At 72.1% G+C, this 26,469-nt stretch carries 23 protein-coding genes and 1 pseudogene; 17 read left to right on the forward strand and 7 right to left on the reverse strand.

From position 1 onward, the window contains the following. Window positions 1-98 precede the first annotated feature (98 nt). Window positions 99-419 (forward strand): ArsR/SmtB family transcription factor, encoded by a 321-nt coding sequence (locus ACFPLC_RS29025; protein WP_378205810.1) that lies wholly within the window; start codon window positions 99-101, stop codon window positions 417-419. On the opposite strand, the pseudogene ACFPLC_RS29030 reads toward ACFPLC_RS29025, so the two are convergent. After that, window positions 414-470 (reverse strand): annotated as a pseudogene (locus ACFPLC_RS29030) (hypothetical protein); the annotation flags it as partial. The gene ACFPLC_RS29025 and the pseudogene ACFPLC_RS29030 sit on opposite strands and share 6 nt — an antisense overlap. On the opposite strand from ACFPLC_RS29030, the gene ACFPLC_RS29035 reads away from it, so the two are divergent. The 4 genes from ACFPLC_RS29035 to ACFPLC_RS29050 are packed head-to-tail and all read left to right on the forward strand — an operon-like array spanning window position 470 to window position 4,864. Then, window positions 470-940 (forward strand): SRPBCC family protein, encoded by a 471-nt coding sequence (locus tag ACFPLC_RS29035; RefSeq protein WP_378205813.1) that lies wholly within the window; start codon window positions 470-472, stop codon window positions 938-940. The pseudogene ACFPLC_RS29030 and the gene ACFPLC_RS29035 sit on opposite strands and share 1 nt — an antisense overlap. Window positions 941-957: 17 nt before the next feature. Beyond that, window positions 958-1,797, forward strand: a complete 840-nt coding sequence (locus ACFPLC_RS29040) for a PPK2 family polyphosphate kinase (protein WP_378205816.1) — start codon at window positions 958-960, stop codon at window positions 1,795-1,797. A gap of 20 nt (window positions 1,798-1,817) precedes the next feature. Beyond that, window positions 1,818-3,917 (forward strand): S9 family peptidase, encoded by a 2,100-nt coding sequence (locus tag ACFPLC_RS29045; RefSeq protein WP_378205819.1) that lies wholly within the window; start codon window positions 1,818-1,820, stop codon window positions 3,915-3,917. After that, window positions 3,914-4,864, forward strand: coding sequence for an LLM class F420-dependent oxidoreductase (locus ACFPLC_RS29050; protein ID WP_378205822.1), 951 nt, complete (start codon window positions 3,914-3,916; stop codon window positions 4,862-4,864). The genes ACFPLC_RS29045 and ACFPLC_RS29050 overlap by 4 nt, the downstream gene beginning before the upstream one ends. 156 nt (window positions 4,865-5,020) lie before the next feature. Here the strand turns inward: ACFPLC_RS29050 and crcB are convergent, their stop codons facing one another. From crcB to ACFPLC_RS29065, 3 genes are read right to left on the reverse strand one after another with little or no spacing between them, the layout of a single operon-like run. Beyond that, window positions 5,021-5,395, reverse strand: a complete 375-nt coding sequence (crcB, locus tag ACFPLC_RS29055) for a fluoride efflux transporter CrcB (protein ID WP_378205825.1) — start codon at window positions 5,393-5,395, stop codon at window positions 5,021-5,023. Then, complete coding sequence (locus ACFPLC_RS29060) at window positions 5,392-5,724, reverse strand: DUF190 domain-containing protein (RefSeq protein ID WP_378205828.1); 333 nt, start codon at window positions 5,722-5,724, stop codon at window positions 5,392-5,394. Before ACFPLC_RS29060 ends, crcB begins: the two co-directional genes overlap by 4 nt. Continuing rightward, window positions 5,724-6,125, reverse strand: coding sequence for a fluoride efflux transporter FluC (locus ACFPLC_RS29065; protein ID WP_378205830.1), 402 nt, complete (start codon window positions 6,123-6,125; stop codon window positions 5,724-5,726). The genes ACFPLC_RS29060 and ACFPLC_RS29065 overlap by 1 nt, the downstream gene beginning before the upstream one ends. A gap of 139 nt (window positions 6,126-6,264) precedes the next feature. Between ACFPLC_RS29065 and ACFPLC_RS29070 the strand changes: the two genes are divergently transcribed. From ACFPLC_RS29070 to ACFPLC_RS29120, 11 genes are all read left to right on the forward strand, one after another. Further along, window positions 6,265-7,869, forward strand: a complete 1,605-nt coding sequence (locus ACFPLC_RS29070) for a pyridoxal phosphate-dependent decarboxylase family protein (protein WP_378205832.1) — start codon at window positions 6,265-6,267, stop codon at window positions 7,867-7,869. Then, complete coding sequence (locus ACFPLC_RS29075) at window positions 7,866-9,143, forward strand: lysine N(6)-hydroxylase/L-ornithine N(5)-oxygenase family protein (RefSeq protein ID WP_378205835.1); 1,278 nt, start codon at window positions 7,866-7,868, stop codon at window positions 9,141-9,143. The genes ACFPLC_RS29070 and ACFPLC_RS29075 overlap by 4 nt, the downstream gene beginning before the upstream one ends. Next, complete coding sequence (locus tag ACFPLC_RS29080) at window positions 9,140-10,870, forward strand: IucA/IucC family protein (RefSeq protein WP_378205838.1); 1,731 nt, start codon at window positions 9,140-9,142, stop codon at window positions 10,868-10,870. Before ACFPLC_RS29075 ends, ACFPLC_RS29080 begins: the two co-directional genes overlap by 4 nt. Further along, window positions 10,867-12,174, forward strand: a complete 1,308-nt coding sequence (locus ACFPLC_RS29085; RefSeq protein WP_378205856.1) for a type I glutamate--ammonia ligase — start codon at window positions 10,867-10,869, stop codon at window positions 12,172-12,174. The genes ACFPLC_RS29080 and ACFPLC_RS29085 overlap by 4 nt, the downstream gene beginning before the upstream one ends. Window positions 12,175-12,270: 96 nt before the next feature. Then, window positions 12,271-13,683: a Si-specific NAD(P)(+) transhydrogenase gene (gene sthA, locus ACFPLC_RS29090; protein ID WP_378205841.1), complete on the forward strand. Its 1,413-nt coding sequence runs from the start codon at window positions 12,271-12,273 to the stop codon at window positions 13,681-13,683. Between the two features lie 218 nt (window positions 13,684-13,901). Then, window positions 13,902-15,791, forward strand: coding sequence for an intein-containing Rv2578c family radical SAM protein (locus ACFPLC_RS29095; protein WP_378205844.1), 1,890 nt, complete (start codon window positions 13,902-13,904; stop codon window positions 15,789-15,791). A 156-nt stretch (window positions 15,792-15,947) separates the two neighbouring features. Continuing rightward, on the forward strand, window positions 15,948-16,550 hold the full coding sequence (merB, locus tag ACFPLC_RS29100; RefSeq protein ID WP_191316296.1) for an organomercurial lyase: 603 nt from the start codon (window positions 15,948-15,950) through the stop codon (window positions 16,548-16,550). Between the two features lie 141 nt (window positions 16,551-16,691). Beyond that, complete coding sequence (gene aspS, locus ACFPLC_RS29105) at window positions 16,692-18,467, forward strand: aspartate--tRNA ligase (protein WP_378205847.1); 1,776 nt, start codon at window positions 16,692-16,694, stop codon at window positions 18,465-18,467. After that, window positions 18,467-19,414, forward strand: coding sequence for a DUF389 domain-containing protein (locus tag ACFPLC_RS29110; RefSeq protein ID WP_378205850.1), 948 nt, complete (start codon window positions 18,467-18,469; stop codon window positions 19,412-19,414). Before aspS ends, ACFPLC_RS29110 begins: the two co-directional genes overlap by 1 nt. Before the next feature lie 79 nt (window positions 19,415-19,493). Then, on the forward strand, window positions 19,494-20,675 hold the full coding sequence (locus ACFPLC_RS29115; RefSeq protein WP_378205853.1) for a phosphotransferase: 1,182 nt from the start codon (window positions 19,494-19,496) through the stop codon (window positions 20,673-20,675). 740 nt (window positions 20,676-21,415) lie between these two features. Next, window positions 21,416-22,246: an SGNH/GDSL hydrolase family protein gene (locus ACFPLC_RS29120; protein WP_378208096.1), complete on the forward strand. Its 831-nt coding sequence runs from the start codon at window positions 21,416-21,418 to the stop codon at window positions 22,244-22,246. Here ACFPLC_RS29120 and ACFPLC_RS29125 read toward each other — a convergent pair. The 3 genes from ACFPLC_RS29125 to ACFPLC_RS29135 all read right to left on the reverse strand — a co-directional run bounded on the left by ACFPLC_RS29125 (window position 22,218) and on the right by ACFPLC_RS29135 (window position 24,945). After that, window positions 22,218-22,946: a metallophosphoesterase family protein gene (locus ACFPLC_RS29125; RefSeq protein WP_378208099.1), complete on the reverse strand. Its 729-nt coding sequence runs from the start codon at window positions 22,944-22,946 to the stop codon at window positions 22,218-22,220. The two genes, ACFPLC_RS29120 and ACFPLC_RS29125, sit on opposite strands and share 29 nt — an antisense overlap. Before the next feature lie 62 nt (window positions 22,947-23,008). Continuing rightward, on the reverse strand, window positions 23,009-24,217 hold the full coding sequence (locus ACFPLC_RS29130; RefSeq protein ID WP_378208101.1) for a cytochrome P450: 1,209 nt from the start codon (window positions 24,215-24,217) through the stop codon (window positions 23,009-23,011). Between the two features lie 32 nt (window positions 24,218-24,249). Further along, window positions 24,250-24,945, reverse strand: coding sequence for a TetR/AcrR family transcriptional regulator (locus ACFPLC_RS29135; protein WP_378208104.1), 696 nt, complete (start codon window positions 24,943-24,945; stop codon window positions 24,250-24,252). Window positions 24,946-25,086: 141 nt separating this feature from the next. On the opposite strand from ACFPLC_RS29135, the gene ACFPLC_RS29140 reads away from it, so the two are divergent. Then, window positions 25,087-26,463: a replication-associated recombination protein A gene (locus ACFPLC_RS29140; protein ID WP_378208107.1), complete on the forward strand. Its 1,377-nt coding sequence runs from the start codon at window positions 25,087-25,089 to the stop codon at window positions 26,461-26,463. The last annotated feature ends 6 nt before the right edge of the window (window positions 26,464-26,469 follow it).

Below are 26,469 nucleotides of genomic sequence, written 5' to 3' on the forward strand. Positions count from 1 at the left end.
TGCTTGAACCAGGTATTCGTTGCGCAATACCGCGTTCACACCCCCGAAACAGTGTGCACCCGTTGACGCCCCTATCGGTAAGCCGTAACTTACGGTTCGTGGCGACTTACGGAAGCGACCAGCTGGCCGCGCTGGCCGACCCGTCGCGGCGCGCGATCTTCGAAGCGCTGCGGGACGGGCCGCGCGCGGTCGGCGAGCTGGCCGCGGACCTGCCGATCAGCCGCCCGGCCGTGTCCCAGCACCTCAAGGTGCTCAAGGCGGCCGGCCTGGTCACCGACCGGGCCGTCGGCACCCGGCGGCTCTACCGGCTGGAACCGGCCGGGATCGCCGCCCTGCGCGCCTGGCTCGACGGGATGTGGTCGGACGCGCTGAAGGCCTTCGCCGAACTGGCGGAATCCACCGAAGAGGAGCAGTCATGAATGAGCAGCGGCGCGCAGCGCCTCCGTTGAGGGCGGCGGCGGGGGCATGGATGGACACCCTGGAACCCATCCGCAAGACGATCACCGTCGCCTGCTCGCGGGAGCACGCGTTCAAGACCTACACCGAGGCCTTCGACAGCTGGTGGCCGCGGCAGCACCACATCGGCGCGGGCGAGCTCGCCGAAGCCGTCCTCGAGCCGAAGGAAGGCGGGCGCTGGTACGAGCGCACGGTCGACGGCGCCGAGTGCGAATGGGGTGAGGTGCTCGTGTGGGAGCCACCCGCCCGGGTGGTGCTGTCCTGGCGCATCGACGGCGACTGGAAGATCGACCCCGACCCGGCCCGCGCCAGCGAGATCGAGGTCCGGTTCGTCGAAGAGGGGCCGCGGTCGACCCGCGTCGAGCTGGAGCATCGCGGCTTCGAACGGCACGGCGAGACCGGCGTGAAGGTCCGTGAAGGCGTCTCCGGCGAGGGCGGGCACGGCGCCCTGCTGAACCTCTTCGCCGAGAAAGCCGCCGCCTGAACGGGTAGTTTCGGTGGATGGCGAAGAAGCACGACGGAAGCCGGGTCCGGGACGCGCTGCGCGTCGACGGCGCACTGCCGGACCCGGGGGCGACCCCGGTCGGCCCCGGCAAGAAGGCGAAGGCCCTCGCCGGGCTGGAGAGCGCCGGCGAGCGGCTGTCGGCCCTGCAGGAGGCGCTCTACGCCGAGGGGGTCGGCGGGGGCACCCGCCGGGTGCTGCTCGTGCTGCAGGGCATGGACACCTCGGGCAAGGGCGGCACGGTCTCGCACGTGCTCGGCCTGGTGAACCCGATGGGTGTCCGGTATGCGGCGTTCAAGAAGCCGACCGTGGCCGAGCGGCGCCACGAGTACCTCTGGCGGATCCGCAAGCAGCTGCCCGGGCCCGGCCAGATCGGCGTCTTCGACCGCTCGCACTACGAGGACATCCTCGTCCCGCAGGTGTCCGGCCTGCTCACCGCGGCCGAGCGGCGCCGCCGGTACGCCGAGATCAACGCGTTCGAGGCGGAGCTGGCCGAGGCCGGCACCACGGTGCTCAAGGTGTTCCTGCACATCTCCCCGGAGGAGCAGCTCAAGCGGCTCAAGGCCCGGCTCGTCACGCCCGAGAAGCGCTGGAAGTACAACCCGGGTGACCTGGAGGCCCGGTCGCACTGGCCCGCCTACCAAGAGGCCTACGCCGGCATCTTCGAGAAGACGCCGACCTGGTACGCGGTGCCTGCCGACCACAAGTGGTACCGCAACTGGGCCGTCGCCGAGCTGCTTATCGAGACCCTGGCCGACCTGAAGCCGCGGTTCCCGGCGCCGGACTACGACGTCGACGCGGAGCTGGCCAAGCTGAAGGGTGTTGGCGTCCCGTCGTGACCGTCTGGAAGAGTGCGGGCGTGACCGATGTCGACGACCTCCCGTTCCTCCGCAAGCAGGCCCGGACCCAGCGCTTCACCCTCGGCGCGCCCAAGGAGTTCCGGGTCGACCCGGACGGCTCCCGCGTGCTGTTCCTGCGCTCGGAGTCGGGCACCGACCCCCGGCACAGCCTGTGGTCGGCCGACCTGGCGACCGGCGCCGAGACCAAGCTCGTCGACGCCGCGGAGCTGCTGCCCGGCGAAGAGGAGCTGCCCGCCGAAGAGCGTGCGCGGCGCGAGCGGGCCCGGGAGACCGGCGGCGGCGTCGTGCACTACGGCGTCGACACGGCCTTCACCGTCGCGGTGTTCTCGCTGTCGGGCAAGCTCTACACCTTGGACCTCGCTTCGGGCGAGGTGACGCTGCGCGTCGACGGCGCGGTCATCGACCCGCGGCCGAACCCGGCCGGCACCCACGTCGCCTACGTGCAGAACCGGCGGCTGCACGTGCTCGAGCTGGCCACCGGCGACGACCGGGTGCTGGTCGAGGAGGACGGCGAGGACATCGCCTGGGGCCTCGCCGAGTTCATCGCCGCCGAGGAGATGGACCGCACCCGCGGCTACTGGTGGGCCCCCGACGGCCGCAGCATCCTCGCCGAACGCTCCGACCGCGGCCCGGTGCCGCGCTGGACCATCGCCGACCCGGCCAACCCGCAGCACCCGGCCAACGTCGTCGCCTACCCGGCCGCGGGCACCACGAACGCCCTCGTTTCGCTGGCGATCCTCGGCCTGGACGGCTCGCGCGTCGACGTGGCGCCGGGCGACTGGGAGTACCTGGCCTCGGTGCACTGGTCGGCAGGCGGCGCACCGCTGCTCGCCGTCCAGCCGCGCGACCAGACGCGGATGGACGTCCTCGCGGTGGACGTCACCGACGGCTCGACGTCGGTGGTGCACAGCGCTTCGGACCAGCACTGGATCGACATCGTCGGCGGCGTGCCGGCGTGGACGCCCGACGGCCGCCTGGTCGTCGAGGGCATGGTCGACGGCGACCACCGGCTGTTCGTCGGCGGCGAGGCCGTCACCCCGGCCGGGCTGCAGCTGCGGGCCGTGCTCGACGTCGGCGACGAGATCCTGTTCAGCGCGTCGGAGGACGACCCGACGCAGATCCACGTCTTCCGGACCGAGGGCTCGTCGGTGCGTCGCCTGTCCACTGTGGACGGCGTGCACGTCGGTGCCGGGTCCGCCGCGGTCACCGTGCTGTCGTCGTGGAGCCTGGAGCACAGCGGCCCGCGTGTGTCGGTGCTGCGCGACGGCGCGCCGGTCGCGACCATCTCCTCGTCCACTGTGGACCCGGACATCGTGCCCAACCTGACCTGGCTGACGCTGGGGGAGCGGAACCTGCGGGCGGCGCTGCTGCTGCCGCGCGGGTACGAGCCGAGCGAGGGCAGGCTGCCGGTGCTGCTCGACCCGTACGGCGGCCCGCACGCGCAACGCGTCCTGCAGAGCCGCAACGCCTTCCTGACCTCGCAGTGGCTGGCGGACCAGGGCTTCGCGGTGCTGGTCGCCGACGGCCGCGGCACGCCGGGCCGCGGCGCGGTGTGGGAGCGCGAAATCCACGGGCGCCTCGCCGACGTGACCTTGCAGGACCAGGTCGACGCGCTGCAGGCGGCGGCCGCTCGGTTCCCCGAGCTCGACCTGGAGCGGGTGGCGATCCGCGGCTGGTCCTACGGCGGGTACCTGTCGGCGCTGGCGGTGCTGCGGCGTCCGGACGTCTTCCACGCGGCGGTCGCGGGCGCGCCGGTCACCGACTGGTCGCTGTACGACACGCACTACACCGAGCGCTACCTCGGGAAGCCGCAGGACGAAGCCGAGAGCTACGCGCACAACTCGCTGATCGAGAGCGCGGGCGAGCTGAGCCGGGCGCTGCTGATCGTGCACGGGCTGGCCGACGACAACGTGTTCGTCGCGCACGCGCTGCGGCTGTCGTCGGCGTTGCTGGCGAAGGGGCGGCCGCACGTCTTCCTGCCGCTGGCGGGCGCGACCCACATGACGCCGCAGGCCGAAGAGGTCGCGGAGAACCTGATGCGCACGCAGGTCGATTGGCTGCTGCGCGAGCTGTCCGCCGTCGAGAAGGAGACTGCATGAGCCGCTGGGGCCTGACGATTCCGCTGACCGGGGTGCCGCTGACGGCGCACAAGGAACTGGTCGAGCAGCTGCCGGACCTGGGCTACACCGACGCGTGGACGGCCGAGACGGCGGGCACCGACGCGTTCACGCCGCTGGTGCTGGCCTCGCAGTGGGCCCCGCAGCTGCGGCTGGGCACGGCGATCGTCCCGGTGTACACGCGCGGCCCCGGCCTGCTGGCGATGCAGGCGGCGACGGTCGCGGAGCTGGCACCGGGCCGGTTCGTCCTCGGCATCGGCGCGTCGTCCCCGGTGATCGTCTCGGCGTGGAACGCGGCTGACTTCTCGGAACCCTTCGCCCGCTCTCGCGACACGCTGCGCTTCCTGCGGACGGCGCTGGCGGGGGAGAAGGTCAGCGAGAAGTACGAGACGTTCGCGGTGTCGAAGTTCCGCCTGGAGCGCCCGGCCGACCCGCCGCCGTCGATCATGCTGGCGGCCCTGCGCCCGGGCATGCTCCGCCTGGCCGCGCGCGAAGCGGATGGTGCGATCACGAACTGGCTCGCTGCTTCCGATGTCCCGAAGGTGCGTTCGGTCGTCGGTCCGGACGTCGAGCTGGCGGCCCGGATCTTCGTCTGCCCCACGGAGGACGCCGACGCGGCGCGCGGTCTGGGGCGGATGCTGATCTCGAGCTACCTGACGGTCCCGGTGTACGCGGCGTTCCACGAGTGGCTGGGCCGCGGCGAGGCACTGGCCCCGATGCACGAAGCCTGGGCGGCGGGGGATCGGCAGAAGGCGAACCAGGTGATCCCGGATTCGGTGGTGGACGAGCTGGTGATCCACGGCAGTGTCGAGTCGTGCCGCGAGCAGGTGCGGGCCTATGTGGACAATGGACTGACGACGCCGATCATCGCGCTGCTGCCGACCGGGGAGGACCCGTTCGAGCAGGTGCGCGGGCTGGCGCCGCGCTGACCCTGATCCCAAGCGCCCAAGGCGGCCTTGGTTGCGTCTGACGCACCGAAGGCCGCCTTGGGTGCGCCTGAATCGGCACTGCGGTGCGGAGCGCCTCCGTTGAGGGTGGTGGCGGGGCATGGGTGGAGCACCGAAGGCCACATTAAGGCGCTTGGGTCAGGACCAGATCGCTGTGGCGAGCAGCAGGCCGAGCGCTCCCGAGGCCAGGCCCGCGGCCACCGTCACCACCACGTTGAGCACCGCGTACAACCGCGTCTTCTCCAGGAACAACCGGACCGTCTCGTAACCGAACGTCGAGAACGTCGTCAGCCCGCCGCAGAACCCCACCGCCACCAGCGCGCGCACCGACGACGGCTCCGCGCCGTGCAAGAGCCAGCCGCTCAGGAAGCCGAGGATGAACGAGCCCGCGATGTTCACCGTCAGCGTCCCGAACGGGAACGGCGAGTCGCGCCACTGCTGGACTTTCCGGTCGGTCAGGTAGCGCAGGATCGAGCCCGCCGCGCCGCCGAGGGCCACCAGGACCACGGTCACTCCGTGCGCCCCACGTAGCGGACCACCTCGACCTGGTCGAGCGTCACCAGCCCTTCGCCGATCAACTCGTCGAGCTGGGGCAGGAACGCGCGCAGCTTCGCCTCTTCGTCGATGATCACGATCACCACGGGCAGGTCCTCCGACAGCGACAGGATCCGCGTCGTGTGGATCAGCGAGGAGGCGCCATAGCCCTCGACGCCGCGAAGCACCGAAGCGCCGGCGAGGCCCGCGTCGCGCGCCCGGCGGACGATCTCGTGGTAGAGCGGCTTGTGGTGCCAGTGGTCGTCTTCGCCGAGGTAGATCGTCAGGCGGGTGGCAGGTCCTTCCATCAGCGTCCCTTTCGCACCGCGCGCGTCGCCGCCAGGCCGGCCGCGACCGCCGTCAGGCACAGCAGCAGTGACGCGGCCACGTACGCCAAGGATCCCACGAGACGCCCGGTCGTGGCCGCGTCGAGGGTGTCGGTCACGAACGTGGAGAACGTCGTGAAACCGCCGAGGCACCCCACGCCGAGGAACGGGCGGAGGAGGTGGTGCGGGCGCGCGGTCGTCGTGAGGACGGCCATCAGGACGCCGATGAGCAGGCAGCCGAGCGCGTTGGTGAGGAGCGTCGCGACGGCGAACTCGCCGCGCGCGTGCGGGATCGCCACCGACAGGCCGTAGCGGGCGAGGCTGCCGAGCGCGCCGCCCGCGCCGATGGCGAGCAGGACGTCCCACCGGGGCACGTCGATCACCTCCTGGCGGTGAACCTACTCCCGATGGCCGACGCGTCGCCGCCACCCGGTCGAGCATGCTGGACGGGGATGACAGGCAGCCGCCGGTCGCCGTACTGTTGCTCAGCGTAGGCAAGGCAACCCTAAGGAAGGCGGGCACATGCGGGCAGACGGGCTGGCCGGGGGCCACGGCGGCGCGGACCGGCTCGGCGAGCTGATCCCGGTGGCCCTGCGCGGAATGGCGGCGGGTGTCGCCGAGCGCGGCGGCCCGGTCCCGGCGGGCGGCCCGGCCGCGGTCGCGGCGGCGCTGGTCGCGGAGGGTGGCGACCTCGGACAGGTGACCGGGGACACCGACGCGGAGACGGGCGCGGGCGCCGCGGCACCCGGCGAGCAGCACTTCGCCTCTGCGCCCGACCCGACGGCAGCCGCCGCGCTGCGTGGCACCGTGCCTGCCGCCGCGCTGGCGGGCGCGCAGTCCCCCACGCCGGCCGCCGCCGGAACGGGTGCCCTGCCCCGCCGCGGCATCGGGGCCGAAGCCGCGCTCGAACAGCTCAGCCGGCTCCTCGCCGCCGGGTCCGCGGATCCCGCCGATCCCGCCTGCGCCGCCCACCTGCACTGCCCGCCGCTCGCCGTCTCCGTGGCCGCCGATGTCGTCGCCGGTGCCCTCAACCCCTCCATGGACTCCTGGGACCAAGCCCCCGTCGCCAGCGAGCTCGAACGCGAATTCACCGCCGGGATCGCCCGGTTGTGCTATCCCGAAGCCGGCAATCCCGACGCCGTCGTCACCACCGGTGGCACCGAATCCAACCTCCTCGGCCTCCTCCTCGCCCGGGAAAACGGCATCGTCCAGCCGGTTTGCGGGGCCAACGCCCACCACAGCGTCGCCCGCGCCGCCTGGCTGCTCGGCCTGCCCGCCCCGATCGTCGTCCCGTGCGAGGGCGACCGGCTGCTCCCCGAAGCGCTCGACGAGATCCTGACCCCCGGCTGCGTCGTCGTCACCACCGCCGGGACCACCAACACCGGCACCCTCGACCCGCTGCCCGAAATCGCCAGGATCTGCCGACGGCACAACGCCCGGCTGCACGTCGACGCGGCCTACGGCGGCATGGCGCTCTGCAGCGACACCCTCAAAACCAAGCTCGCCGGGCTCGACCAAGCCGACTCCGTCGCCCTCGACCTGCACAAGTTCGGCTGGCAACCGGTCGCCGCCGGGCTCTTCGCCGCCCGCGAGGCCGCCGATCTCGGGGCGCTCACCGTCCGCGCCGAGTACCTCAACGCCGACGACGACACCGAAGCCGGCCTGCCGGACCTGCTCGGGCGGTCGATCCGGACGTCACGGCGGCCGGACGCCTTCCGGATGGCCGTCACCGTGCACGCGCTCGGCACCGACGGCCTCGGCGCGCTCGTGGAACGCTGCTGCGCCACCGCCGCCGAGGTCGCCCGGCACGTCGAGGAGCACCCCGGCCTGCGGCTCTGGGGCCCGCCCGAACTGTCCACAGTGGTCCTGCGGCCGGTCGTGGCCGACGAGCGCGGCGGCGACGAACTCGTCGCGCGCGTCCGCCGGGCCCTCCTGGAAGCGGGTACCGCCGTCATCGGCCGGGCCGCGCTGCCGACCGCGCCCGGCGGCGGGAACCAGCTGTGGCTCAAGCTGACGCTGCTGCACCCGCACACCACCGCCGCCGACTACCTCCCGCTGCTCGACCGCATCGTCGCCACGGCAGGCGCCGAGCTCGTGGCCGGCCGGGAAAGCCCGGTCGCTTCGTGAGGCGCCACCACCTCGCCGGCGTCGGGATCGGGCCGTTCAACCTCTCGCTCGCGGCGCTGGCCTCCGGCGTCGACAGCCTCGACGCCGTCTTCTTCGACACGCGCCCGGAGTTCCGCTGGCACCCCGGCCTGCTCGTCGAGGGCGCGACGCTGCAGGTGCCGTTCCTGGCCGACCTGGTGACGCTGGTCGACCCGACGAACCCGTTTTCCTTCCTCAACTACCTCCGCGACCGCGGCCGCCTGCTGCCGTTCTACTTCGCCGAGCGGTTCCACCCGCTGCGCGCCGAATACGACGACTACGGCCGCTGGGCCGCCGCCCGCCTGCCGTCGTGCCGCTTCGGGCACGAGGTGACCGGCATCCGCTGGGCCGGCGACGCCTTCGAGCTCACCATCGACGGCCGGGAACCGGTGCTCGCCGACCACGTCGTGCTCGGCGTCGGCTCGGTCCCTTCGGTGCCGGAGCCGCTGCGAGGCCTGGTCGCCGACCCCGGCGTCCTCGCGCTGCATTCGGCCGATTACCTGACGTACCGGGACGAACTGCTCGCCGCCGAGAGCGTCACGGTCGTCGGCTCCGGGCAGTCGGGCGCCGAAGTCGTGCTCGACCTGCTGCGGCACCGATCCACTGTGGACGGACTGCGCTGGTTCGCCCGGACGCCGGCGTTCGCGCCGATGGAGTACTCGAAGCTCGGTCTCGAGCAGTTCACGCCGGACTACACCGCGTACTTCCACGGCCTGCCCGAGTCCGTCCGCGACCGGCTGCTGCCGACGCAGTGGCAGCTCTACAAGGGCATCGACACCGAAACGATCGGCGCGATCCACGACGAGCTCTACCGCCGCAGCGTCACCGGCCCGCCGGGCGCCGTGCTGACCCCCGGCGTCGAGGTCGTCGGAGCGTCCACAGTCGACAAAGAGATCGAACTGGTCGTGCGGCACGCGCAGCAGGGCCGCGGCGCGACCCTGCGCACCGCTGCCGTCGTCGCGGCCACCGGGTACGCGGAGGCGCCGGCCGGGCCGCTGCTGGCCGGACTCGGCGACGCCGTCCGCCGGGACCGGCGGGGGCGCCTCGAAGTCGGCGCGGACTACCGCGTCGCGCTCGACGTGCCCGGGTCGCTGTTCGTGCAGAACGCCGAACGGCACACCCACGGGCCCGGCGCCCCCGACCTCGGGCTCGGCGCGTGGCGGGCGGCCGTGATCCTCAACGCCGTGTGCGGCAAGACCGTGCACGAGCTGCCCGACCGCACCGCGTTCACCACGTTCGGCCTGGAGGACCTGTGACCCTGGACGATGCTGCCGCCTGGCGCGCGGCCGGCGCCCTGATCACGCACAAGATGGTCGGTGAGCTGTCCTACGAGCACATGCTGGAGCCGGTCGCCGACGGCGAGGTCCACCGGCTGGAGCTGCCCGGCGCCGGCTACACGTTCCGGGCGCGGCGGGGCGCGTTCGACTCCTGGACGGTCGAGCCCGGCAGCGCGCACCGCAACGGCGAACCGGTCACCGACCCGCGCACGCTCGTCGTCGACGCCCGTGAAGTCCTGGGCCTGAGCGGGCTGCGGCTGGCCGACGTGCTCGCCGAGCTGACCTCGACGGTCGCCAACGAGGCCGCCCGCCTGCGCCGCGCGCCGACCGCGGCCGAACTGTCCACCATGGACTACAACCTCGCGGACGGCCACCTCACCGGCCATCCCCGGCTCGTGCTCAACAAGGGCCGCGTCGGGTTCTCCGCGCGCGACCGGGCCCGGTACGCCCCCGAGGCGGGGGCGGACCTCCGGCTGCGCTGGTTCGCCGTCCACCCGGACCACGCCGAGTTCCGCTGCGTCGACGAGCTGAGCCGGGACGCGTTGCTGGCCGCCGAACTCGGCGGCCAGCGCGACGAGTTCGCCGCCAAGGCACCCGCGGACTACGTCTGGGTACCCGTGCACCCGTGGCAGGCCGACGAAATCCTCGGCACGCTCTACGCCGCCGAGCTCGCCACCGGCGTGGTGATCGAACTGGGGGAGAGCGCCGACGCCTACCGCCCGCACCAGACGGTCCGGACGCTGGCGAACGTGAGCACGCCCGGCCGCCACGACGTCAAGACCGCCGTGTCGGTGCGCAACACGCTCGTCTACCGCGGGCTCAACGCCGCGGCCACGCTCGCCGGGCCGTCGGTGACGACCTGGCTGCGGCAGGTCTCCGCGGGCGATCCGCTGCTGACGGAGGACTACCGGTTCGGGCTCCTCGGCGAGGTCGCGAGCGTGTCGGTGCAGCACCCGCTGTTCGGGCACCTCGAGGAACTGCCGTACCGGTTCCACGAAACCCTGGGCGCGCTGTGGCGCGAGCCCATCCGGCTCGCGGCCGGGGAGCGCGCGATCTCGTTCGCCGCGCTGCCCTACCGCGGGCCGGACGGTGTCTCGGTGCTCTCGCACCTGATCGGTGGCGGGGACGCGACAGCGTGGCTGACCCGGCTGTTCGACCTGGTGCTGACGCCGTTGCTGCAGTGGCTGCTGCGCCACGGCGTCGGCTTCTGCCCGCACGGCCAGAACCTGATCCTGGTCGTGGACGACGCCGGCTTCCCGCAACGGGTGCTGATCAAGGACTTCGCCCAGGGTGTCGACCTGCTCGACGAACAGCTGCCGAGCTACGCGTCGCTTCCGCCCGAGGCGGCCGCGGACATGCTGCGCTGGCCCGCGCACCTGCTCGCCCAGTCGCTGTTCAGCTCGGTGTTCTCCGGCCAGTTCCGGTTCTGGGCGGAGCTCCTGCTCGACGAGCTGGGCCTGCCGCGGGCGGCGTTCTGGGCGCCGGTGCGGGAGATCGCCGTCCGCTACCGCGACGAGAACCCCGACCTGGCCGCGCGCTTCGACGCCTGCCGCCTGTTCGCCCCGGACGTCGAGCGCGTGACGCTCAACCGGGAGCACTTCGCCGGCCAGGGCTTCGACAAGGTGGAGCGCGACGACGAGTTCGACGTCCGCTGGGGCCGGGTGCCGAACCCGCTGCACGCCCCGGATCCGGGCGGCGCGTGGTGACGCCGTTCGCGCGGCCGGCGGGCCCGCGGTCCCTCGCGGCCCGGCGCGCGGCGGCCGCCGAGGGCGAGGCGGTGCTGCGCGGCGTGCTGGCCGAGGACGACGCCCGGCTGCTCCTGCTGGTCCCCGACCCGCACGCCCGGTTCGCCGCGGTCGAGCTCGCCGCGCCGTTCGCCTCTTCGGTGCTCGAAGACGGCTACGGCGTGTGCAGCTACGTCTTCGCGTGGACGCCGTCACGGGAGCCGCTGCCGGCGTCCGGCGTGCTGGGCGGGTACCTCGAAGGGTTCGGCGACCTGCGGGTGCGGCCGGACGCGGCGTCGGCGATCCCGCTGGGTGACCGGACGTGGGCGGTGGTCGGCGACGTCGAATGGCCGTCCGGGGCGGCCGCCGAACTCGCGCCGCGGGAGGTGCTGCGTACCCAGCTCGCGGCGTTGGAGGGGCTCGGGCTGGTGCCGTCGGTGGGCATCGAGCACGAGGTCGTGTTCCGGGATTCCTCCGGGGTGCCGCTCACCGCGCACGGTGTCGATTACGCGGTCGGGGGCACGGAACGGCTGGCGCCGCTGCTGCGTGACCTGCGGACCGAGCTGGCCGACGCCGGGCTCGGCGTCGAGTCGGCCCGGGCGGAGTGCCATCCCGGGCAGTACGAGATCGTGCTGCGGCACCGGGACGCACTGGCGGCCTGTGACGACGTCCTGCTGCAGCAGCTGATCGTGCGCCGGGCTTGTGCCCGTCACGCGGTCGCTGCCGACTACCTGGCGGCTCCCGAGCCGGGGCAGGGGAACTCCGGGCACGTCCACCTGTCGCTGTCCGCTGTGGACGGTTCGGAGCCCGATCTGCTGGGCGGGTTCCTGGCCGGGGTCCTCCGGGATGCCCGGGCGTTGACGGCGGTGTGGGCGCCGACCTGGAACTCCTACGTCCGGCTTCGGACCGCGCCGTTCTCCCCACGGGAGGTGCGGTGGGGGTATGACGACCGGACCGCTGCGGTGCGCGTGGCCGGGGGAGCGTCGAGCCCGCGGCTGGAGTTCCGGTTCGCCGGGGCCGACGCCCAGCCGCACCTGGTCGTGGCCGCGCTCCTGGCGGCCGGGCGGTTCGGGCTGGAGGAGGGGCTGAAACCGCCCGAGCCGGGAGTGGTCGCCGGGTCGTTGGCGGGATCGCCGTGGGAGGCGTTGTCGCTGCTGGAGCGGGTCGGGGAGGTGCTCGGGGCCGATGTCGCCGCTCAGCTTTCCGCGTTGCTCGGTGAGGAGATCGACGCCGGGCTGGACTCCGTGACCGATTTCCAGCGGCTCCGGGGTGCGCTGCGGGCTTGATCGGGTGCCTGGCCGGGTGGGAGTCCGGCGGGTCGTGCGCGGATCTTCACCGCCTGGGGGTTGCGCCCGGCGCGCCGGGTGCGCAGGCTCGACGTCGTGAGCGAGCACGAGTACGACCTCATCGTCATCGGTTCGGGCCCCGGCGGGCAGAAGGCCGCGATCGCCGCGGCGAAGCTCGGCAAGAAGGTGGCGGTCGTCGACCGGCACGACATGGTCGGCGGGGTGTGCGTCAACACCGGCACGATCCCGTCCAAGACCCTGCGCGAAGCCGTGCTCTACCTGACCGGCATGAACCAGCGCGAGCTCTACGGCGCCAGCTACCGCGTCAAGCAGGACATCACCATCGCCGACCTGCTCGCGCGGACCCAGCACGTCGTCGGGCGCGAGGTCCAGGTCGTGCGCGCGCAGCTGATGCGCAACCACATCGACCTGATCGACGGCACCGCCTCCTTCGCCGACCCGCACACCGTGCTGGTCGAGGGCCGCCACCGCGGCGACCGGCGGACCCTGTCGGCCGACCACGTCGTGATCGCCACCGGCACCCGGCCCGCGCGGCCGAAGCAGGTCGACTTCGACGCCGCCCGCGTGCTCGACTCCGACGAGATCCTGCGGCTGGAGCAGATCCCGTCGTCGCTGGTCGTGGTGGGCGCCGGGGTGATCGGGATCGAGTACGCGTCGATGTTCGCCGCGCTCGGTTCGCGGGTCACCGTGGTCGAGCAGCGCGACCACATGCTCGACTTCTGCGACCCCGAGATCGTCGAGTCGCTCAAGTTCCAGCTGCGCGACCTCGGGGTGACCTTCCGGTTCGGCGAGAAGGTCGCGGACGTGGCGGTCTCCGACCACGCGACCATCACGACGCTGGTCAGCGGCAAGCGCATCCCGGCCGACGGCGTCATGTACTCCGCCGGCCGCCAGGGCATGACCGGCGAGCTCAACCTGGAGGCGGCGGGCCTGACCGCGGACGAGCGCGGCCGGCTGGTCGTCGACGAGAACTACCGCACGGCCGTGCCGCACATCTACGCGGTCGGCGACGTGATCGGCTTCCCGGCCCTGGCGGCGACGTCGATGGACCAGGGCAGGCTGGCGGCGTACCACGCGTTCGGCGAGCCGGCCCACGAGCTGGGCGCGCTGCAGCCGATCGGCATCTACACGATCCCGGAGATTTCGTACGTCGGCGCGACCGAGGCCCAGCTGACGTCGTCGGCGGTGCCGTACGAGGTCGGCATCGCCCGCTACCGCGAACTCGCCCGCGGCCAGATCACCGGCGACAGCTACGGGATGCTCAAGCTGCTGGTGTCCACGACGGACCGCAAGCTGCTGGGCGTCCACGTGTTCGGCACGGGCGCGACGGATCTGGTCCACATCGGACAGGCGGTGATGGGGTGCGGGGGCACGGTCGACTACCTGGTGGACGCGGTGTTCAACTACCCGACGCTCTCGGAGGCGTACAAGGTGGCGGCGCTGGACGCGACCAACAAGATCCGGGCGCTGGAGCGCTTCTCGTCCTGACGCGACGCGGGCCGGGACGCAGTGAATGACTCATTCCTGGCGTACGAGGTCAGGAATGAGTCATTCACTGCGCTGACGGCGGAGGGCGGGAGCGGAGGCGCGGCGACGTCATGAACGACGACCACCCCAAATCGTCCCATCAGTCACAGCAGCACCACCTGATCCACTCGTCCCGAACCGGTTTGACACTCGTCTAGAACATATGTTCGACTGGCGCCGTGCGATGGGATCGGCAGCGGACAGGGGAGGGTGAACCGGCACTGCCCGGGCTCGAGGGCCTGGTGCGCTCGGTGCGGTCACCGGAATTCGACGGCGTCACCTTTCACGAGGTGCACGCCCGGTCGGTGCTGAACAAGGTGCCCGCCGGCTCCGGCGTGCCCTTCGGCTGGACCGTCAACCCGTACCGCGGCTGCTCGCACGCCTGCACCTACTGCCTCGAAGGCGGCACCCGGATCCTGATGGCCGACGGCCGGACGAAGGCGCTGTCGGACCTGAAGGTCGGCGACGCGATCTACGGCACCCGCGGCCACGGTGCCTCCCGGCGGCTGGTGCCGACCACGGTCGAAGCGCACTGGACCACCCTGCGCGCCGCCTACCGCGTCACCCTCGAAGACGGCACCCGGCTCGTGGCAGGCGGTGATCACCGGTTCCTCACCAGCAAGGGCTGGAAGCACGTCACCGGCAGCAAGTTCGGCGCCGCGCAGCGGCCGCACCTGGAGCCCGGCGCCGAGCTGATCGGCGTCGGCCGGTTCGCGCCGACGCCGGACGAGACGCTCGGCTACCGGGCCGGCTACCTGTGCGGGATGCTGCGCTCCGGCGGGTTCGCCGCCGAGCCGGACGCCGCCGCGCGGGCGCTGCGCTACCTACCGGACTTCGGGGCGTCGGTCGGCTTCCTCAAGGTGCCGCCGGATCCGGACGCCCATTGGCAGCGCGGGTTCCTCGCCGGCGTCTTCGACATCGCGGGCGACTACGGCCGCGGTGTCCTCGCGGTGGCGCACGACGAACCCGAGATCGCCGAGGCCTTCACCGCCGCGCTCGCCCGCTTCGGCTTCACCCACCAGCTCGACGAGGTGCCGAAGTTCCCGACGCGCCAGGAAGTCCGGCTGCTCGGCGGAGTCGGCGAGGTGCTGCGGTTCTTCCACGTCAGCAACCCGGCTGTGACGTGGAAGCGGTCCCTCGAGGGCGCGGTGATCGGCGCGAGCCGCCGCCGCGTGGAGGCGATCGAGCCGCTGGGCCTGCAGCTGCCGCTGTTCGACATCACCACCGGCACCGGCGACTTCGTGGCCGACGGCATGGTGTCCCACAACTGCTTCGCCCGGAACACCCACACCTACCTCGACTTCGACGCCGGCCGCGACTTCGACACCCAGGTGGTCGTCAAGATCAACGCCCCGCAGGTGCTGGCCGCGCAGCTGAAGAAGCCGTCGTGGCGGCGCGAGCACGTCGCGATGGGCACCAACACCGACCCCTACCAGCGCGCCGAAGGCCGCTACCGGCTGATGCCCGGCATCATCACGGCACTGGCGCGCTCGGGCACACCGCTGTCGGTGCTGACCAAGGGCACCGTGCTGGCCCGCGACCTGCCGCTGCTGAAGGACGTCGCCCGCGACGTGCCGGTCGGGCTCGCGGTGTCGATCGCGCTGCTCGACGAAGAGCTGCAGCACCGCCTCGAACCCGGCACGCCGAGCCCGCGGGCGCGGCTGGAGCTGGTGCGCAAGGCGCGCGAGGCCGGGCTGCCGTGCTCGGTGCTGGTGGCGCCGGTGCTGCCGTGGCTGACCGACTCCGAGGAGGCACTGGACGCGCTGTTCGCCCGGCTCGCCGACGTCGGCGCGACGAGCGTCACCGCGTTCGCGCTGCACCTGCGGCCCGGGGCGCGCGAGTGGTTCGGCCGCTGGCTGGCGGGCACGCACCCGGAGCTCGTCCCGCGGTACCGGGAGCTGTACGCGCGGGGCAGCTACGTGCGGAAGGCCTACCGCGAGGGGCTCGCGGAGCGCGTCGGGCCGCTGCTGCGGCGGCACGGCCTGGACCGCAGGTCCGCGTTCGACGCGCGCGGTCCGGAGCTGCCGGCGGCCGAGGCCGCGCCCGCGGAGCAGCTGCGCCTGCTGTGAGGGTCCTCTGCGGATCCACCGGGTGACGTACTGGGCCGTTCGGGGCGTTCAGGGCCCGGTGTCTTCGGTTTGCGGCAAAATGTCCGGTCGTGTCGTTGTCGTCCCGCCGCACCGGCGCCTAACGTCGAAGGGATCGAGCCCGGAAGGAGCCGGACGATGACGACCTCGCAGACCGACCGCGTCGCGGCCGCCCGGCTCGCCTGGGCCGCACTGAAGCTGACGCGGGCCGGCCGCCACCCGGTGGGCGTCGACCGGCTCGCCGCGACCGTCGGCGTCACCCCGGCCGAGGCCCGGCGGCTGGTCGAACTGATCGGGTTCACGCTGCACCGCGACCTCGTCTCGACCGGCCCGGCGCCCCGCGGCGCCCACCACCGCCTCGAACCGGCCGAAGGCACCCTCGGCGCGGGCCCGGACGGCACGGTCGACATGTTCCTGCTGGCCATCGCGACCGGCGAGCGCGTCCACGCCGCGGCCGTCTGCCCGGTCACCGGGACGCACATCCGCATCGAGCTGATGCCGCAGGGCATCCTCCTGGTCGACCCGCCCGCGGCGGTGGTCGCGGCCGTCGACCTGGGCTTCGGGCTCGACGGCGTCGACCCGGTGGCCTGCGCGGGACAGCCGTTCTTCGCCTCGGCGTCCGCGGCCGCGAGCTGGCTGGTCGCGAACCCGGGCGGCCGCATCTACCAGGTGGCGGCCTACCTGGCCCAGGCCCACCGCCTGGTCGCCGCCCTGGAAACCCGCCCCAGATACGTCCTCTGACCAGCACCCGGGCGGGGAACTTTCATAGGGAAAGTGGCGGACCGTGGGCCGCCGTGAGGTGAGGCTGCCGAACTCGTAGGCTGGGTGGTTCGTTAGCCTTCTCAACAGGCGAACCACCCATGTCGAAGGAGAGCAGTCGCAGTGCTCCGCACCCACAACGCCGGCACCCTGCGTGCCGAGCAGGCCGGACAGACCGTCACCCTCACCGGATGGGTGGCCCGGCGGCGCGATCACGGCGGCGTCATCTTCATCGACCTCCGTGACGCCAGCGGCGTCGCCCAGGTCGTCTTCCGCGAAGGCGAGATGGCCGAGCGCGCCCACGCGCTGCGGTCGGAGTTCTGCGTGAAGATCGTCGGCGAGGTCGCCAAGCGTCCCGAGGGCAACGCCAACGCCGAGATCCCCACCGGCGAGATCGAGGTCCTCGCGACCCAGCTCGAGGTGCTCTCCGAGGCCGCGCCGCTGCCGTTCCCGATCGACGACCGCGTCGACGTCGGTGAAGAGGTCCGGCTCAAGCACCGCTACCTCGACCTGCGCCGCAGCGGCCCGGCCGCGGCCATGCGGCTGCGCAGCGAGGTCAGCCGCGCCGCGCGCGAGGTGCTGCACGCCCAGGACTTCGTCGAGATCGAGACCCCGACGATGACCCGCTCGACGCCCGAAGGCGCGCGCGACTTCCTGGTGCCCGCGCGGCTCAAGCCCGGCTCCTGGTACGCGCTGCCGCAGTCGCCGCAGCTGTTCAAGCAGCTGCTCATGGTCGGCGGCATGGAGCGGTACTACCAGATCGCCCGCTGCTACCGCGACGAAGACTTCCGCGCGGACCGCCAGCCCGAGTTCACCCAGCTCGACATCGAGATGAGCTTCGTCGAGCAGGACGACGTCATCAAGCTCGGCGAGGACATCGTCTCCGCGCTGTGGAAGCTGATCGGGCACGAGATCCCGCGGCCCATCCCGCGCATCACCTACCACGAGGCGATGGCCAAGTACGGCTCGGACAAGCCGGACCTGCGCTTCGACCTCGAGATCACCGACATGACGGAGTTCTTCGCCGACACGCCGTTCCGCGTGTTCCAGGCCCCGTACGTCGGCGCGGTCGTCATGGCGGGCGGCGCCGACCAGCCGCGGCGCCAGCTCGACGCGTGGCAGGAGTGGGCCAAGCAGCGCGGCGCCAAGGGCCTCGCGTACATCCTCGTGAACGAGGACGGCACGCTCGGCGGCCCGGTCGCGAAGAACCTGTCCGAGACCGAGCGCGAGAACGTCGCCGCGGCGGCGGGCGCGAAGCCGGGCGACTGCATCTTCTTCTCCGCGGGCAAGGCGTCGTCGACGCAGCCGCTGCTCGGCGCCGCGCGCGACGAGATCGGCAAGCGGCTCGGCCTGATCGACGAGAACGCCTGGTCGTTCGTGTGGGTCGTCGACGCGCCGCTGTTCGCGCCGGTCGAGGACATCGGCGACGACGTGGCCGTCGGCTCCGGCAAGTGGACCGCGGTGCACCACGCGTTCACCTCGCCCACCCCGGAGTGGATCGACAAGTTCGAGCAGGACCCGGGCAACGCGCTGGCCTACGCCTACGACATCGTCTGCAACGGCAACGAGATCGGCGGTGGCTCGATCCGTATCCACCGCGGCGACGTCCAGAAGCGCGTCTTCAACCTCATGGGCCTTGGCGAGGAGGAGGCGCAGGAGAAGTTCGGCTTCCTGCTCGACGCCTTCCAGTTCGGCCCCCCGCCGCACGGCGGCATCGCGTTCGGCTGGGACCGCATCGTCATGTTGCTGGCCAAGGCCGACTCGCTGCGTGACGTGATCGCGTTCCCGAAGACCGGCGGCGGCTACGACCCGCTGACCGCGGCGCCGGCACCGATCACCGCGCAGCAGCGCAAGGAGGCCGGGATCGACGCGAAGCCGGCCACCCCGCCGCAGAACTAGTGCTGCACCTCAGGGCCGTGTGCCCGCCGGACAAGACCGCCGAGGCGCTCGACATCCTGCGGGCCCACGCCGGCAGCGCGCACCTCGTCGTGCACCGCGGCGCCGCCGTCGAGCCCGCGGGCGACCTGATCGAGGCCGACATCGCCCGCGAGGCGGCGGACGAGATCATCGACGCGCTGTGCGGCCTCGGCCTCGACCACACCGGCGGGATCACGTTGGAAGCGCTCGACACCGCGCTGTCCGACGCCGCCGACCGGGCGGAAGAGGCCGCGCCGGGCGAAGCCGCGGACGCCGTCGTGTGGGAGGAGCTGGTCGCGCGCACCGGCGAGGAATCCCGGATGAACGCGACGTTCCTGGCCTTCCTCACCATCGCCTGCCTGCTCGCCGCGGCCGGCGTGCTCACGAACTCCGCGGTGACAATCGTCGGCGCGATGGTCGTCGGCCCGGAGTTCGGGCCGCTGGCCGCGTTCGCGGTCGGGCTCGTGCTGCGCCGCTGGGACCTCGTCCGCCGGGCGGCCGCCGCGCTGGGTGCGGGCTTCCCGCTGGCGATGGTCGTGACGCTGGGCGGCGCGCTGCTCGTGCGCGCGACCGACGTCTTCGGCGAAACGGCGTTCCGGCTGGAGAACAACCACGAGGTCGACTTCGTCTTCTCGGTTGGCGTGCCGTCGCTGGTCGTCGCGATGCTGGCCGGCGCCGCGGGGATGCTCGCGATGACGTCGGCGAAGTCGGCCGCGCTGGTGGGCGTGTTCATCTCCGTGACCACGGTGCCGGCCGCGGGCTACGCGGTCGTCGCGGCCGTGGCGGGGGAGTGGAGCCGGTGTCTCCAGTCCGTCGGTCAGCTGCTGGTCAACCTTCTCGGAATCGTTGCAGCTGCGGCCATTGTGTTGATCGTGCGCCGGAATGGGCAACGTTCACCGGTGGGAACGCGTCCGCTTTCACGCGGGTGATGCGTTTCCGGCCGGGATGCTCCTTCTTGTCCGGATGTCAGTAGTCATGGTTGCTCAGTCACGAGTAGGGTCGGTGACAATGACAGTCGACACCTCCTCCGCCGGCGACGCTGGAGTCGGGGCAGGAGCCGAGCAGCTCGCCATCGCCGCGGCGGTCGCGGCGGGCGAGTCCGTTCTCTCGCGCCGGTTCGGCAGCGCGATCACGTTGGTCGGGCCCGAGGACCTGGCGGGGAGCGGCCCGGCCACGGTGGTCCGCGCGCGGGTGGTGTCGTCGTTCGCGCTGCCGCGCACGCTCGTCATCAAGCACTATCCGGACCCGCCGGAGTCCGGCGCCGACCCGTTCGCCCAGGAGGCGGTCAGCTACCAGCTGTTCACGGCGCTGGCCCCGGACGAGCGGATGTGCCCGGAGCTGGTCGCCCACGACGGCCGCGACCGTGTGCTGGTGCTGGAGGACCTCGGCCGCACGCCGACGCTGGAGGACAAGCTCTACGCCCGCGACTCCCGCGCGGCCGAGCGGGCGCTGCTGTCCTGGGCCCGGTCGCTGGGCCGCCTGCACGCGAGCACGGCCGGCCGGGAAGCGGACTTCAACGCGTTGCTGCGGCGCCTCGGCGCCCCGGCGAAGGGCGACTCCGACGGCGTCGACGAGCTGTGTGCGCGGGTCCCACCGCTGATCCAGAAGCGACTGGGCATCCCGGTGCCGGACGAGGTGCGCACCCAGGTGACGACGGCGGTCGAGCACTCGCGGGCGGCGGGGTTCCGGGCGTTCAGCCCGGTCGAGCTGAGCCCGGACAACAACCTGGTGACGGGGCAGGGGGTCCGGTTCCTCGACTTCGAGAACGGCTGCGTGCGGTCGGCGCTGGTGGACGCGGCCCATCTGCGGTTGCCGTTCGCCGGCTGGCCGGACGCGCTCGCCCTCCCGGCGGGGATGAGCGAGGCGATGATCGCGGCGTGGCGGGCCGAGGTGGTCGGGGTGTGGCCCGCGTTCGCGGACGACGACGTCCTCGCGACGCACTTGACCGCCAGCGAGCTGTTGCGGGTCTGGCTGATCACGGGCGAGGAGCTGGGGTCGCTGAACCTGTCCCGCCACGCGGCGCCGGTCAGCCGGGAGGCGGCTTTCGTGACCTGGTGGCGGGATCTGGCGAAGCACGCCGGGTACGTTCGGATGACGGCGGTTTCGGAGTTCGCGGCTCGGGTGGCGGCTGCGCTCGCGGCGCGGCTGGGGCCGCATGCTGATCTGGCTTTTTATCCCGCGTTCCGGTGAGCGGGGGGGGGTTTGGCCGGGTGGCGGTTGGTTGCTCGCGGTTCCTGGTCATCCACAAGCTTGGCGGGGTGTGGACAATCCGGCTCTGATCAGCGGTTTTGTCGGAGGCCGCCGGTAGACTGGAACTGGGACCGGCCCCCTGGGGTGGGTGGGTTCTGCGTCGGGGAGGGGGCTGCAGCCTCAGGTGCTCGACCGGCGTGAACGGGACGCTGATGCTCAAACCCGCACCCACCCAGACCCCTCCCTGCACCCCGATACGAAGCCAGAACACGGCCGGCAGTGCCGGGTCAAGGCACGCTTTCCCGCCTTGACGCGGTGCTGCCGGCCGTAGTCACAATCGCGGCTTCGGGGTGGTGGGCACCGACCGGCGCTCTGCCGGGGTTTCTCTACCGGGGTTTCCCCGCCGGCCCGAACGCCGGATGTTCAACGGCCGCCAGGTTGTGTCAAGGCGGGAAAGCGTGCCTTGACACAATCTGGCGGCCGCTGAGGCGGCTGCGTATCGGGTCGGCAGGGGGTGTGGTTGGTGGGGCACCGCTGGTGTCGCTCGCTTCGCCTTGCGCCGCTCCTCGCGTCTTGAATGACTCATTCCTGGCTTGGGATGACATGAATGACTCATTCCTGGCGTTCGCGCCCGTTCCCGAACAGGACATATCCGGCTCCTGTGAGGTGCGCGTCAAGAATTAGGCGCGGTGTCGCAGGCGTGTTACCTCGTCCTCACCGGGTGTGAGCCTGGGTGGCCGATGGTCGTGCACGTGACCGTGATGAGCGTCGATGTCACCGCCCGGCCCGAGCCGCCCGAACCCTCGCTCAAACGAGCTCGGCGGCTGGCCGTCCTCGGGGACTCCACCGCCGTCGGCCTCGGGGATCCGCTGCCGCGGCGGGGTGGGTGGCGCGGGGTGGGCCCGTTGGTCGCGGCCGCTCTCGGTGTTGAAAACAGTGGCTACCTCAACCCCTCCTTCGCCGGGGCGCGGATGCGGTGCGTGCTCACCGAACAGCTTCCCGCCGCCGTTGCCCACCGGCCCGATGTCGCCCTGCTCGTCGCCGGCATGAACGACACGCTTCGGCCGGACTTCGACGCCGGCCGCGTTGCCGCCGATCTCGCCGAAGTCATCCAGCGCCTGCGGGCGACCGGGACCACCGTGGTGCCCGTCCGCTTCCACGACCACAGCAAGGTCTTCCGCCTGCCGCCGTCGCTCAAACGCGCTCTCAGCGCCCGCGTCGCCGAACTCAACTCGGCCATCGACGACGTCGTCGCCCGGGAACGCGTGCCCTGTCTCGACCTCGACCGGCTGCCCGGCGCCTACGACCTCGTGTCCTGGAGCGTCGATCGGCTGCACCCCTCCGAACTGGGCCACCGCATGCTCGCCGACGGCTTCACCGGACTGCTCGCCGAGGCCGGGTTCGCCGTGCCGGAACCGGTGAGCCTCACCTGCAGCGGCGGCGCCGAACCGAGCACCACCGGACACGTGGGCTGGCTGGTGCTCAAGGGAATCCCGTGGCTCTGGCGCCGCGGCCGCGAATTCCTGCCCTACGCCGCCGTCATCATGTGGAACTCGTTCCGCGCCCGCTGAACACCCGCAGCGCTTCCACGTCCGACGCCGGATGGCGGACGAAGTAATCCGCCCACTCCTCGATGCCGGGATAGCCCGACCGCGCAACGAGAAACCGGCACGCCGCCTCGACGTCGTACTCCGTGCGCCGCAACCGGACGCCGTCTCCGAGCAGCGCCCAGTGCGCACCCCTTGCCCCGTACGGCATTCCGACGCTGCCGGGGTTCACCACCAGCCGCCGGTCAACGAGCCGCACGAACGGCATGTGCGTGTGCCCGCAGACGATCGTCGGCTCGGCCACGCCCTCCAGGACCTCCGCCCAGCGCTCCGGGGACGAGTCGACGAGCACGATCTCCGTGTCGTTGCGCGGGGTTGCGTGGCAGAACAGCACGCCGTCCAAGGTCACCGTCAGCGGCAACGCGTCGAGCACCGGGAGATCCGCCGGACGCAGCTGCTTCGCCGCCCACGGGAAGATCGGGTCCGGGACGAACGTGCCGCCGGTGCGCGCCGATTCGGCCAGCTCGCGGTCGGCGTTGCCACGCACCCACACCGCGCGGTCGCCCAGTGCCTGGAGCCGCTCGAGGGTTTCCACCGGCATCGGCCCGGCGAGCAGGTCGCCGAGCAGCACGATCTTCTCCGCCGCCCGGACGTCCGGCTCCGCCAGGACCGCCTCCAGCGCGGGAAGGACCCCGTGGACGTCCGCCAGCACCGCCACCTGCACCGGTCCACGATGGGGCACGCCGAGCGCCCCGGGCGACCGATTTCGCCCAGGGCGCAACCGGCCTACTTCGTCGTGAGCGGCAGCTCACGCACCCCGGTCATGTTCGGGTTGACCTGGAACTTCGGCGGCTCGCCCGTGATCGTGCGCAGCACCGGGTAGCGGTCGAACAGGATGTCCAGCGCCACCCGGCCCTCCAGCCGCGCGAGCGGTGCGCCGATGCAGAAGTGGATCCCGCGGCCGAACGCCAGGTGCGGGTTCTCCGCGCGCAGCGGGTCGAACGTGTCCGGGTGCGGGAACACCCGCTCGTCGCGGTTGGCCGCCGCCACCCAGCAGAGCAGCATCTGGTCCGCCGGCACGGTGACGCCGCCGATTTCCGCCTCCCGCGTGGTCGTGCGGGCCACCGCCGCGAACGGCGTGAGGTACCGCAGCGACTCCTCGATCATCGGCGGCACCAGCGAGCGGTCCGCGCGCACCCGCTCGTCCCACTCCCGGTGCGTGTCCAGGCACAGCACCGCGTTGCCGAGCAGCATCGTCGTGGTGATGTGGCCGGCCAGCAGCAGGATGTTCGCGAAGTTGACGACGTCGGAGCGCGACAGCCGTTCGCCGTCCAGCTCGGCCTCGACCAGCTTCGTCAGCAGGTCTTCCCGCGGCTGCTTGCGCCGCTCGTCGACGTGCACGCCGAGGTAGTCGGCGAGCGCCTTCTGGCCTTCCATGGACGACCGGATGGCCGCGTCCTGGTTCTCGTCCTTCTTCACCAGCGAAACCTGGTTGGCGGACTCGAACATCTTGTCCACCCAGCCCTTGAACAGGGTCCGGTCGCCGGCCGGGACGCCCAGCAGCTCGGCGATCACGATCACCGGCAGCGGGTAGGCCAGGTGCTCGACCAGCTCCAGCCGGTCGCCCGCCGGGACGGCGTCCAGCAGCTCGTGGGTGATCGCGGCGATCCGCGGCTCGAGGTCCGCCACCACCTTGGGCGTGAACGCGCGGCTGACGAGCTTGCGCATTTTGTTGTGCAGCGGCGGGTCCAGCTGCAGGATGCTGCCCGTCGACATGTCGTAGTCGGGGTCCGGCATCAGGTCCTTCGGGATCAGCCGCGTGGTGTCGGACGAGAAGGTCGCCGGGTCGCGGAGGATCGTTTCGATCTCCGGGTGCCCGTAGACGTTCCACATCCCCAGTTCCTCGGCGAACTCGATCCGCCGCTCCGGTTGCTTCCCCCGCAGCCAGAACTGGGCCTCGTGGAGTCCCCAGGTGTCGGCCAGTGTGCTGGTCATTTCCGCCCCTTTCCCCGGTGTGGCCTCACGAATCAGCCGGAGGCCCTGGTGGGATCGTGTGCGTAGATCCCGTTGCGGTAGCCCGAGACGAGCTCCTCGAGCGTCGAACTCAGTTCCGCCGCCACTTCCCTGACCGCCGCGGGATCGGGCTCGCCGGGCGGTTCGAACGCGGCACGGATGACGTGCGCGAGGGCTTCCGCCCTCGCCTCCAGCGGGATGTCGTCGAACTCGTCGCTGATCGTTCCGCCGAAGTAGAAGCCGACCGAAGTGGCGTTGAGCGCGAAGGACAGGTTCGGCACGTCCGTCCGGACCAGGCCGTGCCGCAGCATCGTTTCCTCGAACTGCGCGCGCAGTTGGTCCTGCTGCTTCCGCAGGGCCAGATCGCCCATCGAGCCGAACATCTCGGCGTTGCCGCGCAGCATGGCCATCACCAGCGGACGGCGGTGGGTGGTGAGGAACGACGCCGAGATCATCCGGTGCGGGAGGATCATCGCCGGGTCGGCCTTGATCGCGCTCAGGATCTCGTCGGTGAGATCGGCCGATTCACGCAGCATCAGCGCCTGGAACAGCAGCTCCTTGTTGCGCCAGTGCAGGTAGACGGTGCCCTTGCCGATTCCGACCGCGCGCGCGATGTCGTCGATCGCCACCTTGCGGTAGCCCATGCGCAGCAGCAGCTCGCCCGCCGCGTCCAGGATCCGGTCGGCGCGCTCGCGGTTGGGATGGCTCATGCGTCTCCACCTGTGGTTTCGTTGAGCATTTGACCGGTTGACCCGAATCGCACTTTCGGTCAACCAGTCATTCAAACGGTACTGCCGATCCGGGGACCGGGGCAAGCGGTTCTGTCGGTGGGGTCGGTTAACGTCATCGGTGTGGCACAGGACGAGCTCTTCACCGTGAACGCCGACATCGCGCCTCCGCCGGAGCGCACGACGTCGAACACGGGCGCGGAAACGCAGGCCGATCCGGCCAGCTCACCGCTGGCCGTGCGGATGCGGCCGCGCTCGCTCGACGAGGTCGTCGGCCAGCAGCACCTGCTGCGCGAAGGCGCCCCGCTGCGGCGGCTGGTCGAGGGTGCCGCGCCGGCGTCCGTGCTGCTCTACGGGCCGCCCGGCACGGGCAAGACGACGCTGGCCAACCTCGTCTCGATCGCCACCGGCCGCCGGTTCGTCGCGATGTCCGCGCTTTCGGCCGGTGTCAAGGAGGTGCGCGGGGTCATCGAGGAGGCGCGGCGGCGCCGTCAGTACAACACCGAGAACACGGTGCTGTTCATCGACGAGGTGCACCGGTTCTCCAAGACCCAGCAGGACGCGCTGCTCGGCGCGGTCGAGGACCGCACGGTGCTGCTGGTCGCGGCGACGACCGAGAACCCGTCCTTCTCGGTCGTGTCGCCGCTGCTGTCGCGGTCGCTGGTGCTGCAGCTGCGCCCGCTGACCGACGCGGACATCACGGAGCTGATCGAGCGCGCGCTGGCCGACGAGCGCGGCCTCGGCGGCGAGCTGACCCTGACCGAGGACGCCCGCGCCCACCTCGTCCGGCTCGCAGGCGGGGACGCGCGCCGTGCGTTGACGGCGCTGGAGGCGGCCGCCGACGCGGCGTCGGCCACCGAGGCGAAGACGATCGACCTGGCCATCGTCGAGTCCACAGTGGACAAGGCGGCGGTGCGCTACGACCGCGACGGCGACCAGCACTACGACGTGATCAGCGCGTTCATCAAGTCGATCCGCGGGTCCGATGTGGACGCCGCCCTGCACTACCTGGCCCGGATGATCGAAGCCGGCGAGGACCCGCGGTTCCTCGCGCGGCGCCTGGTCGTGCACGCCAGCGAGGACATCGGGATGGCCGACCCGACGGCCCTGCAGTCGGCGGTCGCGGCGGCGCACGCGGTCCAGTTCATCGGCATGCCGGAGGGCAGGCTGGCGCTGGCGCAGGCCACCGTGCACCTGGCGACCGCGCCGAAGTCGAACGCGGTGATCAAGGGCATCGACGCGGCGCTGGCGGACGTCCGCGCGGGGCTGGCCGGAACGGTGCCCCCGCACCTGCGCGACGGGCACTACGCGGGGGCGAAGAAGCTGGGCAACGCCCAGGGGTACCGGTACCCCCACAACGTGCCCGAGGGGGTGCTGGCCCAGCAGTACCCGCCGGACGAACTGGTCGGCCGGGACTACTACGAGCCCACGCAGCGCGGTGCCGAGCGCACGCTGGCCGAGCGCGTTCCCAAGCTGCGCCGGACGATCCGCGGGGAGTGAGGCGCC

It is taken from the genome of Amycolatopsis plumensis, from assembly GCF_042652605.1.
GTDB classification, from domain to species: domain Bacteria; phylum Actinomycetota; class Actinomycetes; order Mycobacteriales; family Pseudonocardiaceae; genus Amycolatopsis; species Amycolatopsis plumensis.

What these genes read in the sequence shown, in the direction of transcription:
- ACFPLC_RS29035 (WP_378205813.1), top strand. Translation starts at nt 470, where the DNA reads ATGGACACCCTGGAACCCATCCGCAAGACGATCACCGTCGCCTGCTCG.
- ACFPLC_RS29040 (WP_378205816.1), top strand. Translation starts at nt 958, where the DNA reads ATGGCGAAGAAGCACGACGGAAGCCGGGTCCGGGACGCGCTGCGCGTC.
- ACFPLC_RS29050 (WP_378205822.1), top strand. Translation starts at nt 3,914, where the DNA reads ATGAGCCGCTGGGGCCTGACGATTCCGCTGACCGGGGTGCCGCTGACG.
- ACFPLC_RS29060 (WP_378205828.1), bottom strand. Translation starts at nt 5,724, where the DNA reads ATGGAAGGACCTGCCACCCGCCTGACGATCTACCTCGGCGAAGACGAC.
- ACFPLC_RS29070 (WP_378205832.1), top strand. Translation starts at nt 6,265, where the DNA reads ATGCGGGCAGACGGGCTGGCCGGGGGCCACGGCGGCGCGGACCGGCTC.
- merB (WP_191316296.1), top strand. Translation starts at nt 15,948, where the DNA reads ATGACGACCTCGCAGACCGACCGCGTCGCGGCCGCCCGGCTCGCCTGG.
- ACFPLC_RS29115 (WP_378205853.1), top strand. Translation starts at nt 19,494, where the DNA reads ATGACAGTCGACACCTCCTCCGCCGGCGACGCTGGAGTCGGGGCAGGA.
- ACFPLC_RS29120 (WP_378208096.1), top strand. Translation starts at nt 21,416, where the DNA reads ATGGTCGTGCACGTGACCGTGATGAGCGTCGATGTCACCGCCCGGCCC.
- ACFPLC_RS29130 (WP_378208101.1), bottom strand. Translation starts at nt 24,217, where the DNA reads ATGACCAGCACACTGGCCGACACCTGGGGACTCCACGAGGCCCAGTTC.
- ACFPLC_RS29135 (WP_378208104.1), bottom strand. Translation starts at nt 24,945, where the DNA reads ATGAGCCATCCCAACCGCGAGCGCGCCGACCGGATCCTGGACGCGGCG.